General features: G+C 51.1%; 14 protein-coding genes. 6 read left to right on the top strand and 8 right to left on the bottom strand.

Going from position 1 to position 17635, the window contains the following annotated elements; translation table 11 throughout:
• The first annotated feature begins 134 nt into the window (after window positions 1-134).
• Window positions 135-743, top strand: coding sequence for a nitroreductase family protein (locus JSQ80_RS09965; protein WP_240463611.1), 609 nt, complete (start codon window positions 135-137; stop codon window positions 741-743).
• A 204-nt stretch (window positions 744-947) separates the two neighbouring features.
• Window positions 948-2210: a multidrug effflux MFS transporter gene (locus JSQ80_RS09960; protein WP_206095207.1), complete on the top strand. Its 1263-nt coding sequence runs from the start codon at window positions 948-950 to the stop codon at window positions 2208-2210.
• 183 nt (window positions 2211-2393) lie between these two features.
• On the opposite strand, the gene JSQ80_RS09955 is transcribed toward JSQ80_RS09960, so the two are convergent.
• Both JSQ80_RS09955 and JSQ80_RS09950 read right to left on the bottom strand, forming a co-directional pair.
• Window positions 2394-3758, bottom strand: coding sequence for an amidase (locus JSQ80_RS09955; RefSeq protein ID WP_240463610.1), 1365 nt, complete (start codon window positions 3756-3758; stop codon window positions 2394-2396).
• Between the two features lie 493 nt (window positions 3759-4251).
• Entirely contained in the window at window positions 4252-5118 is an 867-nt protein-coding gene (locus JSQ80_RS09950; protein WP_087434710.1) for an ABC transporter ATP-binding protein, read from the bottom strand.
• 275 nt (window positions 5119-5393) lie between these two features.
• Between JSQ80_RS09950 and JSQ80_RS09945 the strand changes: the two genes are divergently transcribed.
• Window positions 5394-6701, top strand: a complete 1308-nt coding sequence (locus JSQ80_RS09945) for an MFS transporter (RefSeq protein WP_087434709.1) — start codon at window positions 5394-5396, stop codon at window positions 6699-6701.
• A 46-nt stretch (window positions 6702-6747) separates the two neighbouring features.
• Here the strand turns inward: JSQ80_RS09945 and cobO are convergent, their stop codons facing one another.
• The 4 genes from cobO to JSQ80_RS09925 all read right to left on the bottom strand — a co-directional run bounded on the left by cobO (window position 6748) and on the right by JSQ80_RS09925 (window position 10440).
• Window positions 6748-7290 carry a cob(I)yrinic acid a,c-diamide adenosyltransferase gene (gene cobO / locus JSQ80_RS09940; protein WP_087434708.1) on the bottom strand — a complete coding sequence of 181 codons (543 nt, stop codon included), beginning with the start codon at window positions 7288-7290 and terminating at the stop codon, window positions 6748-6750.
• Between the two features lie 173 nt (window positions 7291-7463).
• Window positions 7464-8636: a phosphorylase family protein gene (locus JSQ80_RS09935; RefSeq protein ID WP_206095206.1), complete on the bottom strand. Its 1173-nt coding sequence runs from the start codon at window positions 8634-8636 to the stop codon at window positions 7464-7466.
• A 293-nt stretch (window positions 8637-8929) separates the two neighbouring features.
• Entirely contained in the window at window positions 8930-9808 is an 879-nt protein-coding gene (locus JSQ80_RS09930) for a carboxypeptidase regulatory-like domain-containing protein (RefSeq protein ID WP_206095205.1), read from the bottom strand.
• A gap of 5 nt (window positions 9809-9813) precedes the next feature.
• Window positions 9814-10440 (bottom strand): MSCRAMM family protein, encoded by a 627-nt coding sequence (locus tag JSQ80_RS09925; protein ID WP_206095204.1) that lies wholly within the window; start codon window positions 10438-10440, stop codon window positions 9814-9816.
• A gap of 403 nt (window positions 10441-10843) precedes the next feature.
• On the opposite strand from JSQ80_RS09925, the gene JSQ80_RS09920 reads away from it, so the two are divergent.
• Window positions 10844-11683, top strand: a complete 840-nt coding sequence (locus JSQ80_RS09920; RefSeq protein WP_206095203.1) for a WcbI family polysaccharide biosynthesis putative acetyltransferase — start codon at window positions 10844-10846, stop codon at window positions 11681-11683.
• An 84-nt stretch (window positions 11684-11767) separates the two neighbouring features.
• Here the strand turns inward: JSQ80_RS09920 and helD are convergent, their stop codons facing one another.
• Both helD and JSQ80_RS09910 read right to left on the bottom strand, forming a co-directional pair.
• Window positions 11768-14113: an RNA polymerase recycling motor HelD gene (helD, locus tag JSQ80_RS09915; protein ID WP_206095202.1), complete on the bottom strand. Its 2346-nt coding sequence runs from the start codon at window positions 14111-14113 to the stop codon at window positions 11768-11770.
• Between the two features lie 230 nt (window positions 14114-14343).
• Window positions 14344-15063, bottom strand: a complete 720-nt coding sequence (locus tag JSQ80_RS09910) for an SGNH/GDSL hydrolase family protein (protein ID WP_087434701.1) — start codon at window positions 15061-15063, stop codon at window positions 14344-14346.
• 228 nt (window positions 15064-15291) lie between these two features.
• Here JSQ80_RS09910 and JSQ80_RS09905 point away from each other — a divergent pair, with 228 nt between their 5' ends.
• A complete protein-coding gene (locus JSQ80_RS09905) occupies window positions 15292-15831 on the top strand; it encodes a DUF1836 domain-containing protein (protein WP_206095201.1) in 540 nt (179 codons plus the stop codon).
• Window positions 15832-16024: 193 nt separating this feature from the next.
• Complete coding sequence (locus tag JSQ80_RS09900; RefSeq protein WP_206095200.1) at window positions 16025-17599, top strand: spore germination protein; 1575 nt, start codon at window positions 16025-16027, stop codon at window positions 17597-17599.
• The last annotated feature ends 36 nt before the right edge of the window (window positions 17600-17635 follow it).

Below are 17635 nucleotides of genomic sequence, written 5' to 3'. Positions count from 1 at the left end.
CATATCCGTTGTAACTATAATAGTTACATTGGGGTTTGGATTGGAATAGACATATTACTTGCGTATATCCGCATGCTAATTCGTGTTTCAGGGGAATATAATTCAGATTTTTACTTATGAGAGGATGATTGGTGATGGCAAATCAAATGGAAAATCGCACTCTAGCCGAAGCAATTCAAGGCAGACGTTCGATTCGCAACGTAACGAACAGCCCGAAGGTGGAAAAGGAGCGCATTGACGAGATTGTTACGTTGGCTCTTCATGCGCCTTCCGCATTCAATATGCAGAGCGGCCGATTGGTCGTGCTCATGGATGAGAGCCACGAACAATTGTGGGATCTCGTGAAGGAAACGTTGCGGCCTATCGTGCCTGCCGATAGTTTTGGAGCTACGGAAGCGCGCTTGCAAGGATTTAGAAATGGGCTCGGGACCGTCCTGTTCTTCGAGGATCAAGCGACGGTGGAGACTATGAAGGAGAAAGCCCCTTCGTATAAGGAGCATTTCCACAACTGGTCGCAGCAAGGCAGCGGCATGCTGCAATACGCGCTATGGCTGGCGCTTTCTGCCGAAGGCTTCGGTGTGTCGCTGCAGCACTATAATCCGCTCATTGATAACCAAGTCAAAGAGAAATGGGGCATTCCGCAGCAGTGGACCCTGATCGGGCAAATGCCGTTCGGATGGCCTGCAGAGCAGCCGGGAGAGCGTTCCTTCCTGCCTCATGACGAAGTGGTGAAGTTTTACTAAAAAGCGCATGTTCAAAAAGGTGTTTTTTGAACAGCCTCTAGCAGGCGCAATATCGCTCTGCCGCCTGGCGTATGTAATGCACAGGGGAGCTTCAATGGGTGAAGCCCCCCTTTTTATATGATGAATGGAATTCTTTTTGCTAATATAAATGTAAATAAAAAAATTAACAGCTAGACTGTATGAAAGAAAGGTGGAAAGCCGGATATGAATATAAGCACGAACCGTCTGGATAGTTCCGGGCCCTCTTCCACGCGTAAGCAACGGTGGTCTATGGCTGTCATTCTCGGGTCGATGACGGCCATTGGCCCGCTCTCCATTGATATGTACTTGCCGTCGCTGCCAATACTCGCGAATGATTTGAATACGAGCACATCGCTGGTTCAGCTCAGTCTGACAGCCTGCTTGCTCGGTCTGGCGGTGGGCCAGCTGCTGCTCGGTCCGCTCAGTGACGCACGCGGCCGCCGCATGCCGCTCATTATTTCCCTTATCGTTTATGCGATTGCGTCGTTTCTCTGTGCCGTCGTGCCTTCCATTTGGGGTCTCATCGTTCTGCGCTTTATCCAAGGGATGGCTGGTTCCGGCGGGATCGTCATCGCCCGCGCGATGGTGCGTGATATGTATTCCGGGACGGAGCTGACGAAGTTCTTCTCCTTGCTCATGCTAATTAACGGACTGGCGCCTATCCTTGCGCCGATCGCCGGAGGGCAACTGCTTAAGGTGACCTCATGGCATGGCGTGTTCGTCGTGCTCGGATTGCTGAGCTTGGTGATGATCTTATCGGCGGCGCTCGGCCTTCCGGAAACGTTGACTCCCGAACGCCGTTCCAAGGGAGGCGTGAAGTCGACTCTATTCACGTTCCGCGGCCTGCTCGGCGACCGCGAGTTCATGGGATATGCCTGCACGCAGGGCTTTATAACAGCTGCCATGTTCGGCTATATATCGGGCTCCCCGTTCGTGCTTCAGGATATCTATGGCGCATCGCCGCAAGCGTTCAGCATGTTTTTCGCAATTAATGGCTTCGGCCTCATTCTTGCTACTCAAGTGACGGGAAGACTGGCCGCACGATTCCATGAGTCGAAGCTGTTCCTGACAGGGATCCTGCTAGCCGTTTCCAGTGCCGCGGCCTTGCTAGCGGTCATATTGTTGCATGGTCCGTTAATTGCCGTCTTGATCTGCCTGTTCGTCATGTTATCGAGCACGGGGATGGTCAACACTGCCGGCTTCTCGCTGGCTATGCAAAATCAAGGGAAGACGGCGGGCAGCGCTTCGGCTATGCTCGGACTGCTGCCGTTCATCGCCGGTTCTGCCGCGGCTCCTCTGGTCGGCATCGCGGGCAGCCAGACTGCCGTTCCGATGGGACTGGTCATCGCTGGCTGCGGTCTGGGTGCCGTCATGTGCTATCTCTTTATGATACGCAGCAGCAATGCTCCTGCTGCATCGGCTGCAACGAGAGATACCGCCGGGTGAGCGTAACGGCGATTGTGCGTGCCGCAATCAACGAGGAGTTGTCCCGTTGATATTGCAGCGTGGCAATGAGAACAAGGCGGAGCAGACTATTTCTGCTCCGCCTTGTTATGCTTGGGGAAGTTATCGTGCCGGCCCGCGCTGCGCAGCTGTTTCGCTGTACCAGTGTTTTTCGGCAGCCTGAATTTACAGACTGTCTCTTTTCTGATAGAAATCGGCAAGCTGGCTCTGTTCATAGGCATATCCAGCCTGGATGAGCTGATCCTCCCGATTCAGGCCAGCCACCAATTGCAAGCCGACGGGAAGCCCTTCGTTTGTAATGCCGCACGGGATGGACATGGCCGGAACTTCCGCCAAATTGAAAATGCCCGTATACCGGGTCATCGTATCGAAGATCGTTTCGGTCACGGAACCGAACTTTACTTCCTCCACGCCGATCTTTCGCGGCGGAATCGGCAGGGTAGGCGTCGCCAGCACGTCGATGCGTTCGAATACCCGTGCAAATTCGCGGACATAACCTTCTCTCTTTTTCAAAGCCCCGATGTACTCCACAGCGGTAATGTTCTTGGCGGATTCCAGTATAGCTCTTATGTCGGCTCCATATTGAGAGAGACAGCACTCCATTCTGCTCCGGTGCACGTACCCTCCTTCCGCCGTCGCAATGGTCAGCTCCACCTCTTGATGGCCTGCGAGAAAGGGGAGGTCTACATCGATGAGAATTGCGCCAAGGCTTGCTAGCGCCGTAACGGCTTGCAAATACAGCTTGTATGTTTCTGGATCGATGAGCTCATTGAAATAATTCGTGGGCACTCCGATTCGCATTCCGCGTATGTCCTCGACCAGGAAGGAAGTATACGGGCGATTCGTCAACGCCTCCATCATGACCGCGAGATCGCACATATTGGCTGTAATCGGGCCAACCGTATCCAGCGTCCAGGAGATCGGAAATACCCCTTCCGCAGATATCGTCCCGTAGGTCGGCTTGAGGCCGATGACACCGCAGGAGGCTGCAGGTATCCGCACCGAGCCCCCCGTATCCGAGCCGAGCGAAGCCACGCACATATTGGCTGCGACAGCCGCTCCCGATCCGCCGCTTGATCCGCCTGGTGTATATTGGGGATTCCACGGGTTGCGGACCGGGCCGTAATGCGGATTGTTGGACGTAATGCCGAACGCATACTCATGCATATTCGTTTTTCCCGCAGTGATGGCATCTTCTGCTGCCAGCTGCTGCACGACGGCGGCATTCTTGTCCGGAATGAAGTTCCGGTCGATGAAGGAACCGTTCGTGGTGAGGATGCCTTTCGTTGCGAAGTTGTCTTTATAAGACAAGGGAATGCCGAACAACTGTCCCGTCTGCTCCCCTGACATCAGCTTTATTTCGAGCATTTGAGCTTGCCGGAGAGCGAGCTCCTTCGTAACGGTAATATACGCGTTGAGTTTCGGATTTTTCGCTTTAATCGTCTTCAAGTATTGTATCGTAATCTCTATCGGGGTGAATCGCTTTGCTTCATATCCGGACAACAGCTCCATAATTGTTCTTCTTTTCAACCTCGCTCTCTCCCTATCAGAAGCTATTAGCCTCGTGCTATTCATATTAAGTGTAATGATCACCATTTATAAATATGACAGCAGAAAAAATCGGCGTGGGGTTGTACAACTGGACAAAGGTCTGTTTTCGTTGCCAAGAGATCAATCGATATGTATCCGAATGCGGTTCTCCGCTGCATCCCCCATGATTCAGATTGCGCACGGAGCAGCTCAGGAATGTAAAGCAAGAAGTATGATAGGATGCGGATTAATAGGTGTTCTTTGCGGACCGGGGCTGGTGAATTGATAGAAGAGATAGATAAAACCGCCTCTCTCCGGTGCGTTGACCGGAAAGAGACGGTTTTATTGTTCGTAACTCACATTTCATATGTGGATAAGGGGGAATAACTGTGCCTGAAAAAGTTGTCCACATGTGGATAGTATTTCGGCAAGCGCTTATGGATATGGGCTCAGTCACCGAAAAATGGCATATCCCATGCTGCGGATGCAGCTGCTATCCAACCGCGATTGGCTGTGGGCGGTGCTTCATGTTCTGCGCCATATTGCTGGATGCGGCGGAACTCGAAGCCGAAGCGCTCCGGCCCAATTCGTACGGCAGGCACAAAGGAACGCCAGTGCGCGGATCAGGGATGATATCCGCTTCAATTCCGAATACTTCCCGCAGCACATCGTGGGTCATGACCTCTTCCGGAGATCCGCCGCACACGACTTGACCGCGCTTGATGGCGACCATGTGCTGGGCGTAGCGAGTGGCGTGATTGAGGTCGTGAACGACCATTACAATCGTGCGCTGCTGCTCCGAGTTGAGCTTTTGCAGCAATTTCAGCACTTCGAGCTGGTGAGCCATATCGAGAAACGTCGTCGGCTCATCCAGGAACAAGATGTCGGTTCCTTGCGCAAGCGCCATTGCAATCCAAGCGCGCTGCCGCTGTCCCCCGGACAGTTGGTCGACGGGGCGATCGGAGAACTCGGTCATGCCTGTCATTTCAATGGCCCATTGCACAATCTCTTTATCTTCTTTCGTTAAAGAACCGAAGCCTTTCTGGTGCGGGAACCGTCCGTAGGTGATGAGCTCCGACACGGTCAATCCGTCAGGAGCTACCGGATTTTGCGGCAATATGGCGAGCTGCTTGGCGACGTCTTTCGTCGATTGTTGATGGATTGATTTGCCATCCAAAAAAACATTTCCGCCCTTGGGTTTCATAATGCGCGCCATAGCCTTAAGAATGGTTGATTTGCCTGATCCATTTGCTCCGACCAGGGCGGTAATCTTTCCTGAAGGAATGCCAATATTCAGGTTATGGACAATCGACAGCTCGCCATATGCGATATCGAGCCGCTCCGTGTATAAACGTTCCACGCGGGATTCCCCCTCTATATTCATAAAGTTCATTATTGATAAGGATTCTCATTATCATTATAAAGCTGTGAACCATCCATTTCAACCCATACAAGTGCCATTTTCTTTAAAAATAGCAGTGATATCCGTACAAACAGCCACGAATTGGCACGGTCTTCCATCAAATACAAATTGACACATAAATTGGATGAAACTATAAATTGTATTTCAATTCCATTTATGATTAAATGTTTGTAGTTTTGTGCAAAAAACGAACATCAGGAGCTGGGGACATCATGGGGAATGCAGTAACGCAACAACGGCAAGCGTCGGAACCGACCGAGAGCAAGGGGCAGCGCTATAAGGCGCTCATCGGCTCTGTCTTGGGTTACGCCGCAGAAGGATTGGACATGCTGCTCTTGTCCTTCGTGCTCGTGTTTATTATTCACGATTTTTCACTAAGCCCGGTGCAAGCCGGCAATTTGACATTGGCGACGACTGTCGGGATGATGGCCGGTTCGTATCTGTTCGGATTTTTAGCCGATTTATTCGGACGAATCCGCGTGATGACGGTGACCATTTTACTGTTTTCCGTCGCCACCGCGCTCATTTATTTTGCGGACAGCTATTGGCAGCTTCTCGGTCTGCGTTTTCTGGTCGGCATGGGTGTCGGCGGCGAATTCGGAGTGGGAATGGCCATCGTAACCGAAACGTGGTCGAAAAAGATGCGCGCAAAAGCAACCTCCTGCGTCGCTCTCGGATGGCAGCTGGGAGTGCTTGGCGCTTCCATCATTCCGGCGCTCGTCGTGCCGCAATTCGGTTGGAGAGCCGTATTTCTATTCGGTCTAATACCGGCATTGCTGGCCGTGTTCGTGCGAAAGAGCATTTCTGAACCGAAGCTCTGGGAACGGAAGCAAGAGATGAAGCGGGAACTGCTGAAGAAAGAAGCGGCAGGAACGATTACCGCCGAGGAACAAGAGCAGCTCAATCAGGTCCGGAAATTCCCGTTGAAAAAATTGTTTGCCAACAAGAAGATTACGATGACGACAATCGGTCTTATCATTATGTCCTTCATTCAAAATTTCGGATACTATGGGATATTCACATGGATGCCGACGATTTTATCGCAGAAATACGGATATTCTTTGGCAAAAGCAAGCGGCTGGATGCTCATTTCTACGGTTGGGATGCTGGTTGGCATCGCCATTTTCGGCATTTTGGCGGACAAGATTGGCCGCCGCAAAACGTTTACCATCTATTATATAGGGGGAACGGTATTTTGCCTTATTTATTTCTTTGTTCTCCAAGGTGAGTCCGCTTTGCTGTGGGGAAGCGCATTGCTCGGATTTTTCGCCAACGGCATGATGGGCGGCTTCGGCGCGATTCTGGCGGAGAATTACCCGTCGGAAGCCCGTTCCACGGCAGAGAATTTCATCTTTGGCACAGGGCGCGGCTTGGCGGGCTTTGGGCCAACCATTATCGGCGCATTGGCGGTTGGCGGCAATATTATGGGCGCAATGTCGCTTATTTTCATCATCTACCCAATCGGACTGCTTACCATGCTGCTGTTCGTGCCGGAGACGAAAGACAAAGTATTGGATTAGCATAGCAAAACGCCCGGATGCTGCAGAAGCAATCCGGGCGTCTTTATTAGAACTCCAGACCGAGCACGGCTGGGATTCCTTCCTCGTAATAATGCTTTACTGGCTGCATCTCCGTGACCAGATCGGCGATTTCCTGAATCTCCGGCGCAGCCGAACGGCCGGTAATGACCACATGCAGCTTCTCTGGACGATTCCGAATCACATCGGTGATCTCAGCCAGCGGCAGCACATCATCGACGCGAAAGCTGGTAATCGCCAGCGCATTGTTCAATTCGTCCAAAATGATCATGTCGTAGTTTCCAGACGTAATCTCCCGTTGTGCCTCCGCCCATGCTTTGGCGAAAGCTTCCCGGTGCTCCTCTGGCGTCTTGGTCCAAGTAAAGCCGATGCCGAGCTGCCTGACTTCCACTCCGAGCTTCTCGAGAGCAATCTGCTCTCCATATGTGCGCTGCGGACTTTTTATGAATTGAAGCATGAGCACTTTAAAGCCTCGCCCGACGGCGCGGACGCACAACCCGACAGCGGCAGTCGTCTTCCCTTTTCCATCGCCGGTATAGACGAGCGTCAATCCTTGTGAGCGGTTTGCCATTATGATGTCCTCCTCGTACAGCCGGACCATGATCGTTCCGGGTGATTTTGCTGCGTTCCCATTGCCTCTGAACACGTATTTATACTATCACCGTCACGCAACCGCTGTCGATAGCGGGCATCCCATCAGATAGGGCAAGCAAGAGGATGGATTAATTGCCAATCAACAACTATCTACTGAATGTATACCTCGGAGCCTAGCACATCAACGCTTAAGCCTAATGCGGTATGAAACAGATCGGCATCAACCCAGACGACTCCATCTTGCTTCAGCACCGTGTGGGCGTGCGGCTTGCCGTCTGCGACTGCTGTGCCATCCGCGAGGGATACGTCAGCTTCCGCATCATTCACTTGAATGGAGAATTGCCGCTTCGCACCGTCCCACTTCACTTGGCCGCCCAAAAATTCCGTTACGCTTCGTACCGGCACCAACCATTCGCCGTTGCTGTTCCATACGGCATGCTGGTTCCGCAGCTTGATTTGCTTCACATAGATAGAAGGCATTGAAGCGAATTGAACTTGTTTGTCGATGGCTTTGACGACTTCAACGGCGAATTCCGCCCCGTATTGCCCTGCCGTCGTCAAATCTTCAATGGTATCTCCCGATACTTCCGAGTTCGAAATCGTCCGGAGCGATAAGTATGGAACGTGGAACGCCTGCGCCACTTGAGCTACCGCTGCCGCTTCCATCTCCTCGGCGCTCGTGCCGATCTTGTCATGGAACCACTGAATCCGGTCCACTTCCCGGTTCCAGACATCGGCGCTGCCGATAAAGCCTTCTGCCACTTTGCCGTGCTTGTATGCAGGAGCGGCGCTTAAAGCGGCTTTGACGAGCTCTGGATCGCTGGAAAAGGTGTCATAAGACGATTCTGTACCATGCTCGCGTAACGAAGTCTCCTGAAAAATCCACGTTTCCGGCTTAATTCCTTGACCGTCGGCCAAGCGTTCCGTCCGATAGTTGCCTATATTCATAACTTTCGAGCCTACGACGGTATCGAAGACATGCAGGTTCGGATCGTGTCCGCCCGCGGTGCCTTGGTTAACAATCGCTTTCGGATGGTATTTCTCGATCAGCAGCGTTGTCGAAGCGGCAGCATTGACCATGCCGATCTCGGTTCTCGATACGACGACAGGGACATTGCCGATATGGCCAATATAATAGGTATAGGAGCCATAGGTTTCCGTCCGATAGCTGCCCATTTCCTTGAGCAGCGCCGATACTTCTACATCCATAGCGCCTTGAACGGCGATTGGACGGTCATCTTTGTTGGCCGCTGTCGCTCCGTAACTTGGCAATCCGATACCTATCATCATCAACATGGATAATAGCATTACTACTTTTTTCATAAGCACACCCCTTGAGCGGATTCTAGTATGTTGTGGCGCTTTGCACGATTAACATAATAATTAATATTCGTGTTTTTGTCTATAATTTTATTTTTTAAGCAAAAAAAAAGTGATATTTTTGATAATATCACTAAAAATACGATTTATATTTACATTTTTCTTATTAATATTCGTAATTAGGAAAATAGGGCCACTCATTTTCACGGCCTATAAATGAAGTGCTGATTCCTCATATGTAAGAAGCGGTAGAACGGTTGAACGAAATTGAATTTCAGCCGCTCTACCTTGTTCATTCAGGTAACCGACAAAACCTCGATATATACGCCGCCTTCCTGCAGCTTGGCCCTCACCACATATTCTCCGCGCTCCACTGCGCCGAATAGATACAGGCCATCTTCCTGCGTCATTTGCACCTGCACAATCTTCTCTTCTTCCCCTTCCTTCCGGAATAAAAAGACAGGGATACTGGAAGCAGGCGAATTATCGATCTGAATCACCCCGCTGATTGCTCCGGTGTTGGCCATAGCTGCCGTCTTAAGGCCCACATTCGCTTTGATCCGATCATTCAGTTGCAAATCTACAGACAACGGGCCGGAGTTGTAATAGTCCGCTGCCTTCGCAACGATTTCATATTGGCCGGGCGGTACATGGTATAACAAGTATTCTCCGTCTTCGTTTGTTGTCGTTTCGGCATAAGTTGTTCCATCGGTATTTAACAACACAACCGTGCAATAAGACAACGGCATCCCTGTCTCGTGATCGACGATTTTCCCATAAATGATTCCATATAAGGCCAAGGGGTTGGATGGCAGCTTAAAGTTATCTGAGAGCGGCACTCTTTTGCGAATCGACAGATTTTTGATTTCAGAGAGCAAATAGTTTTCCGCAACGGCGGCAATTTTGTATGTTCCGGGCGGAATGACATTTGTGAATGAATAATTCCCTTCCGCATCGGTTAACGTGTGATAGAGCGGTTCCAGATCCGAGCTGAATACTTTAATGGTGGCTCCTTCGATGGGCTCTCCGTCTGCCGCGGTGACTACTTTTCCGGAAATATGGGTGTGCAGGCTGGGAGGCACTTTCGTCAGCAGGAGACTGATATCTTCTACATCGCTGGACTCTAATGAAAAAGGGGCGCTTGTCGTCAGTGTGTACAGGTCTCGTATGGTCATGGTAATCACTCCGAAACCGCGTGAACGGTTGCCTTTACTTTATATCGCCCTTGCGGGAGATTGCCGAACACGTATAATCCATCCGCATTCGTTCTCGTAATTAGCGTCAGAGTCTCGATAGAATCAGTCAGTTCATATAGAGCGACAATGGCATCGGCCAGCGGGGCGCCGCTGGCCTTATCCTTTATTATTCCGCTGACGGATCCGGCAGCTGCGTCCTCGTCAACGGTCAGGCCGATATTTGCAGAAGCACGCTCCCGTGCGGACAGATGGATCGGATCGCTTTCGGCCGGGAAAAAGCCGAATTTCTTTACGGCGATCCAATATTGTCCCGGCGGCAAATCGGCAAATAAATAATGCCCTTCGGCATTCGTTGCGATAATTCCCTCACTGAGCGCTTCGGCGCCTTGTACCCGGAACAGCTCGACCGTTGCGTTATCGATAGGCAGGTTGGTTGACGCATCTGCGATAATCCCGTACAGCGCATTCTGATTGGAGTTCGGGTCGGGGCGCATCATCATGTTCTCATCCGTTCGATTGGGGATGGCTCCCACCCCATCCGTCTCCCCGTCCTGCCTGGCATCTGCTATAGGCTGGCTCGGCTGCAGGACATGTTTCTCCTCAATGGACATTCATCATTCCCCCATAAATAGAATTACAGAATGAAGAGACAATCTGCATTATTCTATGTGCAGGCATGGGAAAGAGACTCGGGGATTGTCCGTGTAATCGCATAAAAAGGCGTTTGCCGCCCGGACGGACATTCATCGCCATGGCGCATCTAGCAGAGTCAGGGGAGGAGATGGTATTTTCGGCGGAAGGGGCATTTTGTCCCTGACACGCGGCGTCTGCTCTGCATTAAATATAGGGAATTCACCGGAGAGGGCGCTTTGGGGCAGGAAAATCCCGCCCCATTCGGCCGATATCCTCTCAATCCAGTGCAGAACTCTCGGCATGATTGCCAAAGAGGCTGAACCGCGTTGAATGTTGAGATGTCATTCCGCCCTGACGGGCGCCTATGGGGGTGGTAGCGATATGAAAAAATGCATAGTGTTTGGGAACTGCCATGGATTTCCCATTCGCAGATATTTAGCGTCGTCCAGGACCTTTCAACAAACGTACCAGCTGGTTGAAGTTCCGCTCGTACAAGTATGCAATCAGGCAACCGGAGTGGGTGATCACTTGCTGAATCAGTGCGATGTGTTCATCTATCAGAGAACGAGCGGTGCATTCGGGCCTTATCTGTCCACCGAGTATCTTTTAAGCAGGCTTCCCGAGCGATGCAAGCGCATCAGCATCGGCAATGCCTATTTCATGCCTTATTATCCTCAATTCACCCCGGACAACAAAGAGCCGTTGTTCGGATACGGAGATCAGAACGTGATTCGATTATTGCAGAGCGGAGCGAGCAAAGATCAAATCGTTGCTCTGTTGTCAGATGAACAATTTTACTCTTCTCGGGATTTAAAGCAGATGTATGCCAACTTTATGGAGGATCTGCGAACCAGAGAGATCGGCATCGACATTCCGCTTGCCGATTTCATCGACCGCAATTATCAGCAATTCCATTTGTTCTGCACGGTATGCCACCCCAGATACCACATCATACGATATTTGGCGATGAACATTTTGGAGCGGTTAGGCATCTCGGGACAAGAGGTTGCCCACGTTCTCCACGATGTTGATTTTATTGACTTGATACACCCGATATACCCAAGTGTCATCAAGCATCTTGATTTGCGCTTTGTGCGCCCGGGGGACCGAACGTATACACTTGGCGGCGAACAGCTGACATTTCCGGAGTATATATCGCGATATGTGGATTATCATAGCCATCCCCGGCAAGAGGGGAATGTGTCTTGTTCAATTTCGTGAGGAGTGGGCGGACGACATAATGTGAAGAAGACAACCTTAGCCGGCGCAAATGCGGACTAAGGTTGTCTTTCATTAAAGGCGGATTCACAGCTCAAGCGCATACGTGTCAGGATTGGTAATAAAAGGACTTATCTCTCCGGCGGAATAGATATGCAGCTCATGCATGGCCCGGGTACAGGCCGTATAGAACAGCTTGCGTTCATCTTCTTCCCCGTACTGTGCATGGGAACCGTTGTAGATGATGACCGCATCGAATTCGACACCTTTGGCGAGATAGGAAGGGATGACGAGCGTTCCGGACTCGAAGGAGGCCGTTTCTTTCCCGATCAGGCGCAGCGGTGTAATGTCTTGCAGCTGCTCATACGCTTGCCTGCTTTCCTCGGCCGTCTTGCAAATGACCGCAATCGTGCGATGTCCGTCTTCCTGCAGCGCGCGGATGCGATTCGCAATCTTGGCGGTTAACTCCCCCGTATCGGCCACCTTCGTTACTGTAGGGATACTGCCTTCACGATTGAACGGCTCTATCGCTTCTTCTGTACCGAGCAAGCGGCGTGTAAATTCAACGATTGGCCTCGTGGAACGGTAGCTGCGCGTCAGTACGAACATTTCGGTCTCATCGGCCCCGAACAACGAGGAGAGCGGTGCGAGGCCGGCTCCGCCAGAGCTATGGGCATATATCGCCTGGTTCAAGTCGCCAAGCGCGGTCATCTTGCTGCGCGGGAACATCCGTTTCAGGAAGGCGAACTGGAACGGGGAGTAGTCTTGCGCTTCATCGATGAATACATGACGGACGGATGTATTGGTACGGAAGCCTTCAATCCGTTCTTGCAAATATAAATAAGGCGTTGCATCTTCATGCGCCAGATCGGATCGCTCCAGCCTATCTGACGTCTGCATGCAGATGGCGGCCCACTGCTGCGGCAGTGCACCGTTCGGCGCCAAAGAATGTGCGAACTCCGGATTCGCAAATAGCTGCAGGTAGATCGCAGGAATGTCGATGAATTCCAATCGCTTCACGCGCTTCAATAACGGCTGGAAATGATCTTTTACGATCATGGCGGCCAGCAGCTCCTGCTCGCGGCTGAAATCGTCGAACGATTCCTCGGTAAAGCGTTTGTTCCGCTGAAGCTTCTGGAATGCGCGCAAGTAATCCTCTTTATCAAGCAGTTCCATTTCCTGTTCCACCCAGGGTTTGCTGCGCTCGCGACGAGCCAGCTCCTTCAACTCGCCAAGCAGCCATTCGGTCAGCAGGCCGATTCGATTCGGAAGCGGCAAGGAGCGGTCGATGGCGTAGAAGCGCTCTTTCATGCGTTCCGCAGTCATCAGCGCTTCGCCGCGGAACGTTACATCTGCGAACCGCATGCCTTCCTGCTGCAAATACGTGACATACCGATCGATAATCTCCATGAAGCCAGCGGTGGCTTTGTAGCGAATTCCCTCTACGCGGGCTTCATATTCGGGATCATTCCTCGCAGTAAGCACATATTCGATCTGCATAGAAGGATCTTCGATCTGATAGGTCTGGCCTAGCCGATGTTCCAAATATTCCTGGAACGTCGTCTGCTGCATGTTCTCCTCTCCAAGCTCGGGCAGTACGGTAGACACGTAGCTGTTGAACATCGGATTGGGGGAGAACAGCACGATATGCTCTGCCCGCAGCGTCTCCCTGTAGCGATAGAGCAAGTAGGCGACCCGCTGCAAGGCGGCGGACGTCTTGCCGCTGCCAGCCGCGCCCTGAACGACCAGCAGCCGGCTGCGTTCATTGCGGATGATTCGGTTCTGCTCCTTCTGAATGGTGGCGACGATGCTTTTCATTTGCGCATCCGCCTGTTTGCCGAGCGCTTCCTTCAACAGCTCGTCGCCAATCGTTACGCCTGTATCGAACAGACTGCGGATGCGGGCTTCCCGAATGATGAACTGGCGTTTCAGCTCCATCGTGCCGGATATGGTTCCTCCGGGCGTTTCGTATTGGGCAGGTCCAGGCGGGTAATCGTAATACAGGCTCGACACCGGGGCCCGCCAATCATAGATAAGAAATTGGTCGCCGCTCTCATTGAGGAAAGAGCCGATACCGAGGTAGACGCATTCGGCGTTCTTCTCTCCGTCCTCGGTGAAGTCGATGCGCCCGAAATAGGGAGTATCTTGAAGCCGCCGCAGCGTGGCAAGCTGTCTGCGGGCATGGCGATGGATGCGCTCCCGCTCAGACAGCACTTCCGCCTGCTGCTTCATGCTCGCATGAGTCTCTACCGCATCATCCGGTTCGTCCAGATTCACGGTGACATCGTCCCAGAACGTTTTGCGGAACTCCACGATATCCTTGTTAATACCGTCGACCTGCTGCTCAAGGACCGTCATTCGCTTGTGAATCTCGCCGACAATCCGATCGACCCGATGTTGTTCTTCCGGCCAAGTTTGCTTTGCTGTGCTCATGGTACCGCTCCTTTGCATTACGATTTGGAGAAAGGTTTGACAAGCGAGCTCTTCTGTGATATTATAGTATTGGGATAAAATAATATCTTTCGAAAGCTGCGCAGCCATTCTTTATTGTAGCATGCACAGCCCCGATCGTTCAATAGCATATGTGAACATGCAAACGGAGACGCCTTGGGCGCCTCCGTTTTATTTATTTTTTGCAACTCTTTCTTCATCAGGCTGCCGGTTTACACGGATTTGAGCAGGCAGCGGTAGTGGGCTTTCATATAATCGGTAATTTTGTCGGCGATTAAACGGTGGCCCTGTTCGTTCGGATGAATGCCATCGGAACAAATATATTTCCGGAAATCGTATGCCTGTAAAAAAGCCCCTCTTACATCAATCCACTTCGTGTTCATTTCCTCGGCGACTTGAATAATGGCGGCGTTATAGCGCTCATGCCACCAGTAAATGCGGCTGACGCTGCCCAGCCAGGACAGAATGTTGGCCGCGGAAGCTTCGTTGTTGTTGCTTATCCAGCGGAAATATTTATCTGCATCAAGAGGCGGGAGAGACATCAGCACAGGAACAATGCCGTTGTCTTTCAAGGTGGCGATCATGCTGCGCAATGTGCTCGTATACCGATCCAAGTTCGTCCGGGGCTCGTGCTGCTTCGATGGGTGCTCCGCAATCTGCCCCCAATCGAAGTCGCAATCGTTGCCGCCGAATTCCAGCAGCACGATGTCGGGACGCTTGTTCAGCACATCATGCTGCAGCTTCTCGGCTCCTTTCGTAATCAGACAGCCGAACCTTCCGGCATTGTGCAGCATCCCTTTGAGACGATGCTGAACGATTTGGGCAAAGCTATTGCCAGACATCGAGTATTTTCCCTTCTCATCATCATACACAATCCCTTTGGCAATCGAATCTCCGTATAGGACAACGTTGTAGTGCTCCTTAAATTCCATGCTCCCGACTCCTCTCCAATAAATTGATTCATCTATTAATATAGACATATTCGATATGTAGTATTCAAAACTACATCAAGTAATAACTATATTATAACATGGAATATAGATGTGTAAATATTAAATATTATACATGCGCAATGTTGTTCGGATATATTAGTTCGTAGTATGATGATATGAAAACAGTAACGGAGATCACGGAAACGGGATCGCATAAGAGGAGAGACTATGAACGAACCTATCCATGACCTATTAAGGGAACTCGTGAATACGCCGGAGATTGAAGTATCGGATATTCCGAAGCTTGATTTATATATGGACCAGGTCATTACGCTTTTCGAGAACACATTGGAGCAAACGAAACGGAACGCTGACGACAAGCTGCTGACCAAGACGATGATTAACAATTACACGAAGGATAAGATTTTGCAGCCGGCTCAGAACAAAAAGTATTCGCCCGAGCATATCATTCAGATGGTTCTTATTTATCATTTGAAGCAATCGCTCTCCATCGGTGACATTAAGACCCTCTTTCAAAGCACGCTTCATCGGGACGGTGTCGACTTGTGGAAGGTGTACCAAGATTTCTTGGAACATAAAGAGGAGCAGTCCATACAAATCGAAAAACAAATGAACGAGCAGATCGCAGCGCTGGATCGTGTGGATAATGAGGAGGAACGAATGCTGCTTACGATTCTTGCTCTGACTCATCACGCCAACATCTATAAACGACTGGCCGAAAAACTGCTTGATCAACTCAAATCATAGTTGAGAACCGGTAGCATTATGCTATCGGTTTTTTTATGAAATCCGACATGGATAGTTCTGATGGAGGGGGAGAATGAGGCAACAGGCGGATGAGAGCAACGCAATTTTAGTCTGAGCGAGGGCACCTGAGTTTATCTAACGCGCCGCAAGGAAATAATGTATTCCAAAAATGCTTTTACATAAGGGAGAAGCAATGGAAATCAACTTCGATGAGGCAGCGCTTGCCCCGGATCAGGGACTTGCAACGGCTGCGCAACCGCTGCAGACAAGCTTGCAGGTGAATTTGCAGCATATTCAAGAGACGGTCGGGAACAGCACCGACATCATCATAAGGGAAGTCCCGATCGGCAAGACCGGTGAACAAAAAATAGCGGTTATTTATACAGATGGCTTGGCGGACAGCAAAGTTGTCATCGACTTCATTATGGAGACGTTAATGCTGGACGTAAAGCAGATGGATATGAGCCAAACAGCAATAGCAGCACCGAATATCGTGCAAATTCTGAAAGACTATGTGCTCACGGTAGGCGAAATCAGAGAAGTCGCCGATTTTGAGTCTTTGTTCAATTCGATAATGTCAGGGGATACCTTTATTTTACTGGAGGGATATGCAACGGGGATCGCTGTCGCCACTCCAGGATGGAAAGACCGCGGAGTGAATGAAGCGACGTCTGAATCCGTTGTACGCGGACCGCGCGAGGCCTTCTCGGAAACGCTGCGCACGAACACTGCCTTGCTGCGGCGCAAAATCAAGAGTCCGCATCTCTGGTTGGTGACGAAGCAAATCGGGCAAGTAACGCAGACGAACGTGGCCGTCATGTTTATCAAGGGGATTGCCGACGATAAGGTCGTCAAGGAGGTTCATGCGCGTCTGGATCGAATCGATACGGATAGCATTTTGGAAAGCGGCTATATCGAAGAACTCATTCAAGATGAGACGTATACGCCGTTTCCCACTATTTATAGCTCGGAACGTCCGGACGTTATTGCCGCGGAGCTGCTGGAGGGAAAGGTAGCCATTCTGATTGACGGCACTCCATTCGTTCTCGTCGTCCCGGCCTTGTTCGTCAGCTTTCTCCATGCGGCGGAGGATTATTATTTTCGCGCCGACATCAGCAGCTTGGTCCGTATTTTGCGCTACATCGGCATCTTTATCGCCTTGCTCGGTCCATCCTTGTACGTCGCGATCACGACGTTTCACCAGGAAATGCTGCCGACGCAGCTGTTGATTAGTCTGGCGGCGCAACGGGAAGGCGTTCCTTTTCCCGCATTTATCGAGGCGGTCATGATGGAGGTCACCTTCGAGATCTTGAGGGAAGCGGGACTGCGCATGCCGCGGATGATTGGGCCGGCGGTCTCTATCGTCGGTACGCTCGTAATCGGTCAAGCGGCTGTTGAAGCGGGAATTATATCGGCAGCTATGGTTATCGTCGTATCGACGACGGCCATATGCAGCTTCGTGTTTCCTTCTTACAGCATGTCCAACTCGATTCGCATGCTGCGATTTCCGCTTATGATGCTGGCTGCTTCCTTTGGGTTGTTCGGCATCATCATCGGAATTATCGCGATTGTGCTTCATTTGAGCAGTTTGCGTTCATTCGGCGTTCCATATATGAGTCCGTTTGCGCCGTTAATTCCGACGGACCAGAAAGATGCGATCTTCCGTTTGCCGCAATGGGCTCTATTCTCGCGTCCGCGGCTTATTGGCAAGAAGAGCTTGACTCGAAAGAAAATTCCTGAACAACCACAGCCAAAATCAAGGGAATGAAGCGCTTGAATGCACCGGCAGAAAAGGAGTTGAAAC

The sequence above is a fragment of the Paenibacillus apiarius genome (genome assembly GCF_017052585.1).
Lineage (GTDB): Bacteria > Bacillota > Bacilli > Paenibacillales > Paenibacillaceae > Paenibacillus_B > Paenibacillus_B apiarius.
Note: the sequence above shows the minus strand (reverse complement) of the source record. Positions and strands in the feature narration are given on the sequence as shown.